The 11,574-nt window shown below is 71.4% G+C and carries 13 protein-coding genes; 5 read left to right on the top strand and 8 right to left on the bottom strand.

The window, feature by feature from the left end; all coding sequences use genetic code 11:
- Positions 1–102: 102 nt before the first annotated feature.
- Positions 103–309 carry a hypothetical protein gene (locus AC069T_RS10950; RefSeq protein WP_358853256.1) on the bottom strand — a complete coding sequence of 69 codons (207 nt, stop codon included), beginning with the start codon at positions 307–309 and terminating at the stop codon, positions 103–105.
- A gap of 311 nt (positions 310–620) precedes the next feature.
- Between AC069T_RS10950 and AC069T_RS10945 the strand changes: the two genes are divergently transcribed.
- Positions 621–854, top strand: coding sequence for a chaplin (locus tag AC069T_RS10945; protein WP_478782430.1), 234 nt, complete (start codon positions 621–623; stop codon positions 852–854).
- Positions 855–960: 106 nt separating this feature from the next.
- Here AC069T_RS10945 and AC069T_RS10940 read toward each other — a convergent pair whose 3' ends face one another.
- The 4 genes from AC069T_RS10940 to sthA all read right to left on the bottom strand — a co-directional run bounded on the left by AC069T_RS10940 (position 961) and on the right by sthA (position 4,181).
- Positions 961–1,428, bottom strand: coding sequence for a peroxiredoxin (locus AC069T_RS10940; protein ID WP_478782429.1), 468 nt, complete (start codon positions 1,426–1,428; stop codon positions 961–963).
- Positions 1,425–1,805: a DoxX family protein gene (locus tag AC069T_RS10935; protein ID WP_478782428.1), complete on the bottom strand. Its 381-nt coding sequence runs from the start codon at positions 1,803–1,805 to the stop codon at positions 1,425–1,427. The genes AC069T_RS10940 and AC069T_RS10935 overlap by 4 nt, the downstream gene beginning before the upstream one ends.
- 198 nt (positions 1,806–2,003) lie before the next feature.
- Positions 2,004–2,624 carry an L-threonylcarbamoyladenylate synthase gene (locus AC069T_RS10930; RefSeq protein WP_478782427.1) on the bottom strand — a complete coding sequence of 207 codons (621 nt, stop codon included), beginning with the start codon at positions 2,622–2,624 and terminating at the stop codon, positions 2,004–2,006.
- 153 nt (positions 2,625–2,777) lie between these two features.
- Positions 2,778–4,181: a Si-specific NAD(P)(+) transhydrogenase gene (sthA, locus tag AC069T_RS10925; RefSeq protein ID WP_478782426.1), complete on the bottom strand. Its 1,404-nt coding sequence runs from the start codon at positions 4,179–4,181 to the stop codon at positions 2,778–2,780.
- 756 nt (positions 4,182–4,937) lie between these two features.
- Here sthA and AC069T_RS10920 point away from each other — a divergent pair.
- Positions 4,938–5,105 (top strand): hypothetical protein, encoded by a 168-nt coding sequence (locus AC069T_RS10920; protein ID WP_478782425.1) that lies wholly within the window; start codon positions 4,938–4,940, stop codon positions 5,103–5,105.
- Between the two features lie 275 nt (positions 5,106–5,380).
- Here AC069T_RS10920 and AC069T_RS10915 read toward each other — a convergent pair whose 3' ends face one another.
- On the bottom strand, positions 5,381–5,878 hold the full coding sequence (locus AC069T_RS10915; protein WP_478782424.1) for a TIGR00725 family protein: 498 nt from the start codon (positions 5,876–5,878) through the stop codon (positions 5,381–5,383).
- Positions 5,879–6,032: 154 nt separating this feature from the next.
- Here AC069T_RS10915 and AC069T_RS10910 point away from each other — a divergent pair, with 154 nt between their 5' ends.
- Positions 6,033–6,893, top strand: a complete 861-nt coding sequence (locus tag AC069T_RS10910) for a metalloregulator ArsR/SmtB family transcription factor (RefSeq protein ID WP_478782423.1) — start codon at positions 6,033–6,035, stop codon at positions 6,891–6,893.
- Positions 6,890–7,489, top strand: a complete 600-nt coding sequence (locus tag AC069T_RS10905; RefSeq protein ID WP_478782422.1) for a dihydrofolate reductase family protein — start codon at positions 6,890–6,892, stop codon at positions 7,487–7,489. The genes AC069T_RS10910 and AC069T_RS10905 overlap by 4 nt, the downstream gene beginning before the upstream one ends.
- Before the next feature lie 572 nt (positions 7,490–8,061).
- Here the strand turns inward: AC069T_RS10905 and AC069T_RS10900 are convergent.
- Positions 8,062–9,117 carry a ScbA/BarX family gamma-butyrolactone biosynthesis protein gene (locus tag AC069T_RS10900; RefSeq protein WP_478782421.1) on the bottom strand — a complete coding sequence of 352 codons (1,056 nt, stop codon included), beginning with the start codon at positions 9,115–9,117 and terminating at the stop codon, positions 8,062–8,064.
- A 387-nt stretch (positions 9,118–9,504) separates the two neighbouring features.
- Between AC069T_RS10900 and AC069T_RS10895 the strand changes: the two genes are divergently transcribed.
- Positions 9,505–10,263: a DUF4097 family beta strand repeat-containing protein gene (locus AC069T_RS10895; protein ID WP_478782420.1), complete on the top strand. Its 759-nt coding sequence runs from the start codon at positions 9,505–9,507 to the stop codon at positions 10,261–10,263.
- A 107-nt stretch (positions 10,264–10,370) separates the two neighbouring features.
- Here AC069T_RS10895 and AC069T_RS10890 read toward each other — a convergent pair whose 3' ends face one another.
- Complete coding sequence (locus AC069T_RS10890) at positions 10,371–11,225, bottom strand: restriction endonuclease (protein WP_478782419.1); 855 nt, start codon at positions 11,223–11,225, stop codon at positions 10,371–10,373.
- Positions 11,226–11,574: the final 349 nt, after the last annotated feature.

Genomic DNA, 11,574 nt, shown 5'->3' with positions numbered 1-11,574 from the left:
ACGAGGAGGACAACTAACCACCCCACCCCCCCCCCCCCCCACCCCACCCACACCCCCACCCCCCCCCCCCCCCCCCCCCCCCGCGTTTGGTGAAGGGGGGAGCTACGGCAGCAGCTTGTCCATGGCGGCCGGACCGTCCTCCGCCAGCCTGCGCTCGGCCCAGGCCAGGTTCTTCGGATTGACATCACGGCCGGCGGCGAGCACCAGGTCCTCGGCGGACACCTCGCCGCCGGCACCGGTGTGCAGGAGGGCGTCCGGGGTGGTCGCGTCGTCGGACGGGGAAGGTGAACCGGGCTGCGTCTTTGACATGGTGTTCTCCCTGGTCGACCTGATCTGTCCCACGGGTACCCCTGGCCCGCGGGAGTGCACTCCTGGCCTCCGGGGTCACCTGGTGCCGGCTTCCGGAGACGTGAAGCCGTGGACGTACCTCGTATTGTTCACTTTCCCGGCAGTCCCTGCACTCCGGACTCCGCGGTGGCGGCACCGGACATGACCCCGGTGGCGATGCCGGAGCGGTCCAGGGCTCGCCAGGACCCCGTTCGGCCGTACAGCAATGTCGGTTGTCGGTTCCCGAGGTGATGGTGAAGAGACCGCAACCGTACGACTGATGGGAGCTTGTAATGCGTATCCGCCTGATGACCGCGGCCGCCCTCGCCACCGTGTCTCTCCTGGCCACCGCCGGGGCAGCCGCCGCGGACTCCGATGCCAACGGGGTCGCGGTCGGCAGCCCGGGTGTGCTGTCGGGCAACGTCATCCAGGTGCCGGTGCACGTCCCGGTCAACCTGTGCGGCAACTCGATCAACGTGGGGGGTCTGCTGAACCCGGCGTTCGGCAACACCTGCAAGAACGGCTGACCTCGGGTGACCCGGGCTCAGCGGTGATCATCGCGCGGCCCGTCGATCCAGCGGTTCCGAAGGCCCGGGGCGTCGCGTCGCCCCGGGCCTTCCCGCTGCTCGCGGGTCAGCCCCGATGTGTGCTCAGCGCGGCGAGTGCCCGGTCGGCGTGCACGCTCATCCGCAGTTCGCTGCGGACGATCTCGAGGACCGTGCGGTCCTTCGCGATCACGAAGGTGATCCGCTTGGTGGGCGCCATGGAGAAACCGCGCTTGACGCCGAACCGCTCCCGGACGGTGCCGTCGACGTCGGACAGCAGCGGGAACCCGAGGGTGTGGCGCCCGGCGAATTCCCGCTGGCGGTCCACGGGGTCGCCGCTTATGCCCACCGGTCGCGCTCCGGCCGCGGCGAACTCGGCGGACAGATCACGGAAGTGGCACGCCTCGGAGGTGCAGCCGGGGGTGAGGGCGGCCGGGTAGAAGAACAGCACCACCGGGCCGTCGTCGAGCAGTTCGGACAGGCGCCGGGGCGTGCCGGTCTCGTCCGGCAGGGCGAAGTCCTCGACCTGGTCGCCCACGTCCACGCGACTCGTCATGACAGGCCTTTCTGGTTCTTGGCGACACCGCGTGCCCACAGCACGAGCGGCACCTGGAGCGGAAGCCGGGCGTAGGCGGCGGCCCTGAGGGGTGCGGGGCGGTGACGCCAGTCGAGCGCCATCCGGACGTTGGCGGGGAACACGCCGACGAAGAACATTGCGGTGGCCAGTGCGGCGGCACGGCGCGTACGGGGCAGGGCCACGCCCGCCGCCAGGGCCAGCTCGACGGCACCGCTCGCGTACGTCCAGGTCCGGGGCGTTCCCGGAAGTGAGCGGGGGATGGTGTCGTCGAACTTGCTCGGGGCGGCGAAGTGGATGACGCCCGCCGAGGCCAGCAGGCCGGCGAGCAGCAGGGGTGAGCGTTCCGACCTGGGCACGGTTTCTCCTCTGAGGGGCCTGCCGCGCGATATTACTGGACGGTAGGAAGTCGTGGGCGGGCCGGGGCGCACCCTTTCGTGGCAGCGATGCGCGGGACCCCGGGCGGCGAGCCGGGCGAGCGAGGCCGTGGCGGGACGGTCGCCCTGATCGCCGGACCGAAGAGCACCGGCCCGAGCGGACGCCCACCCCGGCGGCGGCTACTCGAACCGCGAGGGGTCGCCCGCTCCGCGCCGTACGATCTCGGCCTCGCCGCTGGAGAAGTCGATGACGGTCGTCGGCTCGGTCCCGCAGTCACCGGAGTCGACCACCGCGTCCACGACGTGGTCGAGACGCTCCTTGATCTCCCAGCCCTGGGTCAGCGGTTCGTCCTCGTCGGGCAGCAGCAGCGTGCTGGACAGCAGCGGCTCACCGAGTTCGGCGAGCAGGGCCTGCGCGACGGCATGATCGGGGATGCGGACGCCCACGGTGTGCTTCTTCGGGTGGAGCAGCTTGCGCGGCACCTCCTTCGTCGCGGGGAGGATGAAGGTGTAGCGGCCGGGCGTGGACGCCTTGATGGCGCGGAAGACGTCATTGTCGACGCGTACGAACTGGCCGAGCTGCGCGAAGTTCTCGCACACGAGGGTGAAGTGGTGACGGTCGTCGAGGCGACGGATCGTACGGATCCGGTCGATGCCGTCCCGGCTGCCCAGTTGGCAGCCCAGCGCGAAACAGGAGTCGGTCGGATAGACCACGAGCGCGCCCGAGCGGATGCTGTCCGCCACCTGGCTGATGGTGCGCTGCTGAGGGTTGTCGGGGTGCACATCGAAGTACTTCGCCATCCGTCGAGCTTATGCTCTCGGCCACCGAGGCCGACGCAGGCCCGGGCCGATTCTCCCGCCGACGGCCCGTCCCCTCGTCCCGGCCGAGGCCCGTCACGGCCGTCGGCACCGTCCCGCGCCCCGAGCGGGCCACGACGGTGCCGTCCGCGTCGGTCAGTCCCTGAGCCGGTCGATCTGTCTGATCTTGTTGGTCGCGTCGAGGGCGGCCACCTTGTAGGACTCGGCGAGGGTCGGGTAGTTGAAGACGGCGTCGACCAGATAGTCGACCGTGCCGCCGCACCCCATGACGGACTGGCCGATGTGGATCAGCTCGGTGGCGCCGGTGCCGAAACAGTGCACGCCGAGCAGTGTGCGGTCGTCGGGGGAGACCAGCAGTTTCAGCATGCCGTGCGAGTCACCGATGATCTGGCCGCGGGCGAGTTCGCGGTAGCGCGAGACGCCGACCTCGAACGGCACGCACTCCTGGGTGAGTTGGTCCTCGGTCCGGCCGATGAAGCTGATCTCGGGGATGGTGTAGATGCCGATCGGCTGGAGGTCGTGCATCCGGTTCACCGGCTCGCCGCAGGCGTGGTACGCGGCGGTACGGCCCTGCTCCATCGAGGTCGCGGCCAGCGCCGGGAAACCGATGACGTCGCCGACGGCGTAGATGTGCGGCACCTCGGTGCGGTAGTGGTCGTCGACCCTGATCCTGCCGCGCCGGTCGGCGGACAACCCGGCCTTGTCCAGGTCGAGTTCGTCGGTGAGGCCCTGGCGCCCCGCGGAGTACATGACGGCGTCCGCGGGAATCTTCTTTCCGCTCTCCAGGACGGTGAGCGTGCCGCGGGGATGACGTTCGACCGCGGCGACGGTCTCCCCGAAGCGGAAGGTGACGGCCAGGTCGCGCAGGTGGTACTTGAGTGACTCGACGACCTCGACGTCGCAGAAGTCGAGCATCCCGGGCCGCTTCTCGACCACCGTGACCTTGCTGCCGAGTGCGGCGAACATGGAGGCGTACTCCATGCCGATCACGCCGGCGCCGACGATGACCATGGAGCGCGGCACACGCTCCAGGTGGAGGACGTTGTCCGAATCCATGATCGTCCGCTCGTCGAACTCGACGCTGGCGGGCCGGGCCGGGCGCGTACCGGTCGCGATGACGATGTGCTCGGCGCTCAACAGCCTCTCGTGACCGTTCACTTCGCGCAGGGCGACGGTGTGGTCGTCCACGAAGCGGCCGGTGCCCCCGAACAGGGAGACGTGGTTGCGGGACAGCTGGCTGCGGATGACGTCGACCTCGCGGCCGACCACGTGCTGGGTGCGTGCGGTCAGGTCGGAGACGGTGATGTCCTCCTTGAGCCGGTAGCTCTGGCCGTACAGATCGCGCTGGGTGAGGCCGGTGAGGTAGAGCACCGCTTCACGCAGTGTCTTGGAGGGGATCGTCCCGGTGTGGATGGAGACCCCGCCGACCATGTCGGGGCGGTCGATGACGGCGACTCGTCGGCCGAGTTTGGCTGCGGCGATGGCAGCTTTCTGGCCGCCGGGGCCGGATCCGATGACAAGCATGTCGAAGTCGGGCACCCTCCGGAGTCTGACAGGCCGGCGGCCAGTCCCGGAAGAGCGGAGCCCCGACCGTCGTCGCCACGTGCGGTCTACCCCGTGGCTGGAGAGCCGTCTGTACCAGCGGCACCCCTGGCGCGGGAACCCTCGGCCGATTCGGACGGGAGGGGTCCGTCCCGGCCCTGACCGGAGGGGTCCGTCCGCAACGGGCGGATGTACCGGCGCGGCCCCGACCCACTCGCCGGGCCGAGGCACCGCCGGCCCAAACCGGACCGGGTGGGTCTGGCCCGCTTCGGACCGAGGGGTTCGCCCCGGACCGGATGGGCCTGGCCCGGCCCGGACCGGTTGCGACTGGCACGCCCAGCCGGCGAGCGGCGTCGCCTCGGCGCAGTGGTCTTCTCGCCGCTCTTCTCGCCGTCCGTCTGCCTGCCGGTGGAAGCGATGCCCCTCCCGCGGTCGGATCCGTACGCCGTACTCCCCGGCGCCCGCCGCGTCCCACACCCGCGGGTGCCGTCTCGGGCGGCGCCGCGGGCGGGAGCAGGAACGGCGGGGAGCCGGAACGGCCGGGAGGAACCCTTCCTCCCGGCCGTGGAGATCTCCGCCGGGAGGTTGTTCGACGGGTGAGGCACGCCTGTGACAGGTGGTGTGTCGCACATCTCTGACGTGGGAGTCTCCCGGCTGCCCGTGATCGATCACGTTGGCGTAGGGTCCTCCCGTGGTCGGCCCCGGCTCGGCGGTCGGCCTCGTCATGCAGCCGATCCTCAGGAGTCCAGTCCCGTGCCCGCTCTTCCCACCGCACCGGCGCCGATCTACGACCGCCTCGTCGACGAGCAGGGCGATGTCCTCGCGAGCGTCCGGCAGGCTGCGCACGAAACCGAACGCACCGCCGAGAACGTGCTGGACTTCGGTGTTCTCGAGCCGACCGGGCAGCTGCCCGGGGCCTGACCTCGCTGCGGCAGCGTCCGTGCGTGATCCCGTTCGCGGGCAAACCACCACCAGGACCGGTGCACGACCTGACCGCACCCCCCGCGCCCCGCGCGCACTGTCAGGCGGCTTCGCCGAACTCCTCCGGGACGTCCTCATCGAGGTCCTGGTCGGCGACCGACTTCTCCTTCACCCGCAGCACGGCCCAGCTGAACCCCCACACCGGCGTGAGACACCAGCCAGGCCCCGCCGGAACTCGCCGCCCCTGACGCCAAGACACGCGCCGGCCGCCGTGCTCAGTCTCCCAGCGCGATCCGAACCGCCTCGGCGGGTGTGGCGACCTCCGTCAACAGCGCTGTCCCGGGCGAGGAGACCGCCTCGGTCGGGGGACCCCAGCCGGCGAGCACGGCAACGGGTTTGCCCGCGCGGAGAGCGAGCGCGACCTCGCTGAGGGTGCCCCAACTGCCTCCCACCGCGATGAGGGCGTCGCAGGCGTTGACGAGGACGCCGTTGCGGAGTTCGCCGAGGCCGGTGGCCACGGCGACACTCAGGTGCCGGTTCCCGGCGCTGCGGTCGAAACCGGGAAGCAGGCCCACCACCGTTCCGCCGGCGGCCCGTACGCCCTCGGCGCAGGCCTCCATGACGCCGCCCAGCCCTCCGCAGAGCACCACCGCACCCCGCCGTCCCAGCAGCGAGCCGACTTCCCGGGCCAGCTCCGTCTCCCGTACGCCCGCCGCGCCCGGCCCGGCGACAGCGACGTACGAGGGCGGGCGTTCCGTCTCGATCTCCGGCACGAGGACCTCCGGGCGGAAGGGGTGGCAGGCCGGCCGGTACGGGCTCAAAAGGTCGGCGCGAGGCGCGGTGCGCGTGGGTGGGGGAGGCGTACCCGGTTCGGACCAGTTGAAATATTCCTTGACACGAATATGCGCTTGGGAGAATACTCGGGCCATGGACGTACTCCTCACCGCACTGGCCGATCCCGCGCGCTGGCGGCTCGTGTGCCTGCTCGCCGAGCGGCCCCGTTCGGTCGGTGTCCTGGCCCAGCTGGCCGAGGCGCGCCAGCCGCAGACGACCAAACACCTGCAGACCCTGGAGCGCGCAGGCATCGTCACCTCCCAGCGCACCGGACAGCGCCGCATCTACGCGCTCAGAGGCGCACCCCTGCGGGACCTGGCGGCGGTGCTCGGCCGGCTCGCCGACAGCGTTGACCAGGACGGCGGCCCGCGCGCGACCTACGACAGGTACGGGATCGGCCTCCGTACGGAGCGGCTCGCCGCGCACGCGCCGGGGTGGGCCGACGGCCGCTCGTTCGGCTTTCGCCGGTCACTGACCGGGAGCCCCGAGCAGGTCTGGCGTCACCTGACGGAGGCTGCCCTGCTCGCCCGGTGGTGGACGCCCGACGACCTCCGCGTCTCCGAGCTCCTCTTCGAGGCGCGAGAGGGCGGCCGGATCGTCCACGAGTACCGCGACGCCGAGGACGCGGACGGCTCCGACGCGGTCGCCGGGCGTGCGGAGGGAGTCGTCGACGAGGTGCGCCCCGGAGAGCGCCTTGCCTACCGGCTCTCCCCGCTGCTGCCCGACGGAGGTCCGGCCTTCACCGCGCACGTCGACCTCGGCCTCCGGCCCACCGGGACCGGCACGGATCTCGACGTGCACTGGCGGATCACCGACAGCACCGTCGACTCGGCCGACTTCATCGCCGGGATCGAGATCGGCTTCGGCCAGAGCCTCGACAAGCTCGCGGTGGCCCTCGCCGCGGACGCGCCTGACACCGACGGCACTCCCCCCGACACAAGGAGCACGACATGACGGAGCAGACCGGCGGCCGCCGGGTCGTCACCAACATGAGCCTCTCCCTCGACGGTCACTACGCCCGGCGCGACCCGCGGGACATGGGCTGGGTGATGCCGTACGCGCACACCGACGTCGCCCGTGACCACCTGGCAGCCCTCCACGCGTCGGCGACGACGGCCCTGCTCGGACGGGTCAACGCCGAGGGGTTCCTCGGTTTCTGGCCCACCGTCATCGGTATGGAAGGGGTCGACCCCCGCGACGAGGCCTTCGCGAAGTGGCTCGTCGGCACCGACAAGGTGGTCCTCTCCTCCACCCTCCACGGTGCGCCCTGGGAGCGGACGGCGATCGTCGACAAGCCGACCTCCGACGTGGTCGCGGACCTCAGGTCGACCGGGGGCGGCGACATCCTCGTGCTCTCCAGCGCGAGTGTCGTCAAGGCGCTCCTGGCGGCCGACGAGGTCGACAGGCTGGCGCTCACGGTCTTTCCGGTCTTTCTCGGCGACGGACCGCGTCTCTTCGACGACGGTCTGCCCGCCGGGCAGTGGGACCTGGTCAGCCAGACCGCGGGGGAGCACGGCACGTTGGCCCTCGTCTACGACCGGGTGCGCTGAGGCCGACGACCGGGTGCACTCCGGCGGCCCGGTCGACGTGACCTGGGCGGCGAAGCCGTCGCAGGGGAGGGACCCCGACCCGCGTCGGAGTCCCTCCCGCATGCCGGGACGAACCGGTGTGGCTGATTCCGCCCACGGCGGTGCGGTGCGGCGGGAGGCGGCCGTGGGGGCCGGACGGTGACGCAGTCGCAGTCGCAGTCGGGGCCGGCGTGCATCCCGGTCCCGGTTCCGGGGCGAATCCTGGGCTTGGGCGAGTTCTGCGGTGTTCTGCTGCCAAGAAGGGGGCCGACGCGTCCGTGTGGGGTGACGGTCGCAGACAACTGCTTTCTCGAATCGGTGACGCGTGCGTGTCACCGAGAGCGCAGGTGTGCAGACCGTCAGGGACGGCGGGGGTTGCCGGCACACTCGCTGGTCCGTGCGAAGGGACTCTGTGCGGAGGGGCAGCCGAGCGGAGGGGGGACCCGGAGTCGGTGCACTGGTCACCGGCCGGTCGCTCGCCCGTTGGGAGTTGGTCGGGTCACGTCCGGCACTGTGGGTGTGCCGGTGTCGGACGAAGAAGGCGCTGGTCCCGGCTACGGCCTGGTGAGCGTGATGATGTCGGTGGTGAAGACGGCGCGGTCGTTCTGCCGGCCGGTGACGCGCACGGCCGGCGCCTCCACGGGGCCGGGCTGAAGCGTGGTCTCGATCAGGAGCGGAGCGCGGAGTTCGGCGTAGTTGTGGAACTCCGTGACGAGAGTCGTGGTGAGGGGGTTGGCGGGGACGTGGTGGGCGTGGGTGGCCTGGCGTGCGGCCTCGACCAGGACCATGCCCGGGTAGTGGTCGCCCCCGTGGTCGAACAGGACCGGGTGGCAGGGGTCGGGGTTGAGGAGCCAGCGGTGGGCGTCGGCGGTGGGGGAGAGGACGACGTCGAAGGGGTTGAGCTTGCCCACCACACCGGGCAGGGCGAGCACGTCGGGGTGGGGCCGGCCGAAGGGGTCTGCCGCGGGCGGGAGCGTGTCGCCGCTGGTGCCGGCGGCGCGGAGCCGGCGGTAGGTGGCGGGGGTGAGGCAGGTGAACCTCCCGCCGCCCGCGGCGTAGGGACGGCCGTCGTCGCCCGTGATCGTGATCTGCATGCGGAACTCCGCCAGGCGTCTCCCCTTGCGGACCACGTCGGTGCAGGTGGCGTGCAGGGTGAGATCGGTCGGCAGCGAACCGATGGTCATCTGTTCCGGGTGCGTGGTGACAGTGAGGTCATGGAGGAGGAAATGGTGCCCGAGGGGGACGCCCAGTTCGGCGTGGGCGAGGTAGAGACCGGTCTGACGAATGGTTTCTGCCGCCTGCAGAGCGTCGTGGTGGGCGCCGTCGGGAGTCGTGAAGAACGTATGGGCCCGGGGCCACTGACCGGTGAGGGCGTAGTTCGCGTCGTCGCGTCTGCGGCAGCCGGTGAGGAAGACTTCTGCGTGGCTCGCCCGGTGGACGTACTCGCGGGGGACGGTGGTGGTGAGCCCACCGGGTGCGACGAGCCCGGTCGGTGTGGCGGGCGGCGTGAGAGGCCCGGTCGACATGGCCGGTATCAGCGGTACTGCCGGTGCGGAACGCCCGTTGGGCGCGGTGGAGTCGTGTGCCGGGTGAATGGTCAGGAGGGTCATCGCGTGCCGCCTCTTTCCGCGTCTGCGCAGGAGTGGATGGGACGGTGCAGGAAGTTCAGAATCGATAAGATACGGACCCACCGGTTTTGTTTTCAAGGTATTTCGACGAATCGGTTCTGGCGAGAACCGGACGGTGCTCCGCCGGTTAAAGCGGTGCAACCCCTTCCGGTACGGCCAGGAGTGGGCGTATCGGACGGCCGGTCGACGTGAGTGAGGGGGCAGGAGGTCTAGGCCTTGCAGAAACCAGGCGTGCGGTTTTATTCTTGGGCTGGACGGCGTGACTTTCAGCTCGCGACAGTTCGGGCCGCCTACCAGGGGAGCCCGGAGATGCCGTCCTTCCGGTGTGCGGGTGCCATGGGAGACCGGCGGCGGGGAATCCGGTCGGGCATGGAGCCAACGACCATGCACAAGTGGCGTATTACCGCCCTGCTCGCACTCGCTCCTCTCGTCGCCGCGTGCGGCGGGGGCGACGAGGGGAACGGCGCCTCACCGGTGAGTGACGCGCACCCCGCCCTGACCCGCGGTGCGCATCTGGTGATCACCGCGGAGAACGGCGTACGCCTGCGGCCCGCCGACGGCGACACGGTCGGCGTCGACCGCCGCATCCGCGGTCACTGGTCCCACCGCGATGACACCTGGGTGCTGGACCTGTCGTGCCCGGCCGACGACGACCGCCACCGGGAGTGCCCCCGGATGCCGGAGATCGACGTCCCGGCGCACACCCCGGTCGGTGTCACCGCCCGCAACGCCGGCATCGACGTGGCGGGTATCTCCGCGGGCCTCGATCTGACGACGGTCAACGGCGATGTGACCGTGAGCCGTTCCGGCGCACAGGGCGCCGAGGTACGGCTGGCGACCCGCAACGGCTCGGTGCGTGCGCAGACCCTGCGGGCCGGACGGCTGCACGCCGACACGGTGAACGGTGACGTGGTGATCGACTGCGGCACGTCCCCGTCGAGCGCCACCGCCGTCACCACGAACGGCTCGGTCCGTGTCACGCTGCCGCACGACGCCCCCGCCTACCGGGTCTCGGCGACCACGGACAACGGCCGTCCCTCGGTCACGGTCCCGACCGCCGGTGCCGCAGACGGCCGCAGCCTGAAGCTCTCCACGGTCAACGGCGACGTCACAGCCGCCCGCGCGTAGGGCGACTGTCGAGACATCTCTGCCGCCACCCGTCGGGCCGGGCCCCTACGCAGGCTGCGCCCCGGCGGGCCGGGCTTCTCCGGGTCCGCGGATGCCCCGCCTGCCGTTCAGCGGACCGCGCCGCCGTCGGCGGTCACGGCCCAGGGCACGGGCCCCGTACCGTCGCTCCATGCCCGGAGTGCCTCACCGTCGAGGCACAGGATCCCGCACTGCCCGGCGTACTCGACCGCGGGCGCCGTGAAGTCGCTGGTGGTCACCACCGCGGCCACATCGGCGCCGTGCACGGTGTAGCAGGTGCCGCCGAAGCGCTGCATGTCCTGGGAGCCGACCCTGTTGGTGTCGCAGTAGCGCTTGCACTGGATGATGACGCGTCGCCCGTCCGGCGCGGTGGCCACCACGTCGGCGCCCAAGTCGCCCGCGCCGCCGACGACTTCGACGTCCGAGCAGCCGTCGCGCTCGCACAGCGCGGCGACCGCCTGCTCGAACTCGTCGGCGTCCAGGGCGTCGTAGTCGACCCCTTCGCATCCGGTGCCGGGAAGGAGCTCGGTCACTGCGGCGGCCTCGGTGCCGAGGGGGAGAGCCGGTTCCCGGTCCAGGGGAACGTGCAGGTGGTCGACCGGTGCCGGGTCTCCGGCCGGCACCGGCGGACCCGGCGGCGCGGTCTCCAGGGTGTGCAGGGCGGCCGCGGTGCCCTCGTCCAGTGCGACAGCGGCCCGGCGCGCGGCCCGCCTCGCGGAGAACCGGCGCCGGCCGCTGCGGAAGACCACCGCGACCGGCAGGCCGACCAGGCAGAGTGCGACGGCCAGCACCGGGCGCCGCTCCAGGACGCCGACGGCCACCTTGGCGGTGAACCCCAGGATGCCGATGGCGACGGCGAGCAGACCGAAGGACAACGCCGTGGACCGCAGATCAAAGCCGCGGCGACCGCTCGTCGGCGGTATTCGGCGCACGGGTGTGGCCATGGGCGCGTTCCCCTCTCCCGGACAGTACGAAGATCACTTCTGCCGTCTGCCCAAGATCAACGAGTTCAGCGCGAAGGGTCACATCGCTTCTGTCGAGGCCTGCTTGACGAGTAGTCAGACGCAAGTGGGGCCCCTTGCGGTGAAGGGCGAAAGGGGTGGTGGGGGAGGCCGGCGCCGCTCGCTGACGGCCGAGACGGAGAGGCGCGGCCAACTGCTCGCCGACGCCTCGAAGCCCCCGGACGCGGGGGGGGGGGGGGGGGGGGGGGGGGGGGGGGGGGGGGGGGGGGGGGGGGGGGGGGGGGGGGTTTTGTTGCTTGCGTCGCTTTGTATGGTTCTCCTCTCTTTTTTT

The sequence above is a fragment of the Streptomyces sp. NPDC043867 genome, assembly GCF_056435845.1.
This window is presented reverse-complemented; position numbering and strand designations above follow the sequence as displayed.

Bases quoted from the DNA above. Each gene is read 5' to 3' on its own strand.
- AC069T_RS10950 (WP_358853256.1), bottom strand. From the start codon at position 309: ATGTCAAAGACGCAGCCCGGTTCACCTTCCCCGTCCGACGACGCGACC.
- AC069T_RS10945 (WP_478782430.1), top strand. From the start codon at position 621: ATGCGTATCCGCCTGATGACCGCGGCCGCCCTCGCCACCGTGTCTCTC.
- AC069T_RS10940 (WP_478782429.1), bottom strand. From the start codon at position 1,428: ATGACGAGTCGCGTGGACGTGGGCGACCAGGTCGAGGACTTCGCCCTG.
- AC069T_RS10930 (WP_478782427.1), bottom strand. From the start codon at position 2,624: ATGGCGAAGTACTTCGATGTGCACCCCGACAACCCTCAGCAGCGCACC.
- AC069T_RS10910 (WP_478782423.1), top strand. From the start codon at position 6,033: ATGGACGTACTCCTCACCGCACTGGCCGATCCCGCGCGCTGGCGGCTC.
- AC069T_RS10905 (WP_478782422.1), top strand. From the start codon at position 6,890: ATGACGGAGCAGACCGGCGGCCGCCGGGTCGTCACCAACATGAGCCTC.
- AC069T_RS10900 (WP_478782421.1), bottom strand. From the start codon at position 9,117: ATGACCCTCCTGACCATTCACCCGGCACACGACTCCACCGCGCCCAAC.
- AC069T_RS10895 (WP_478782420.1), top strand. From the start codon at position 9,505: ATGGAGCCAACGACCATGCACAAGTGGCGTATTACCGCCCTGCTCGCA.
- AC069T_RS10890 (WP_478782419.1), bottom strand. From the start codon at position 11,225: ATGGCCACACCCGTGCGCCGAATACCGCCGACGAGCGGTCGCCGCGGC.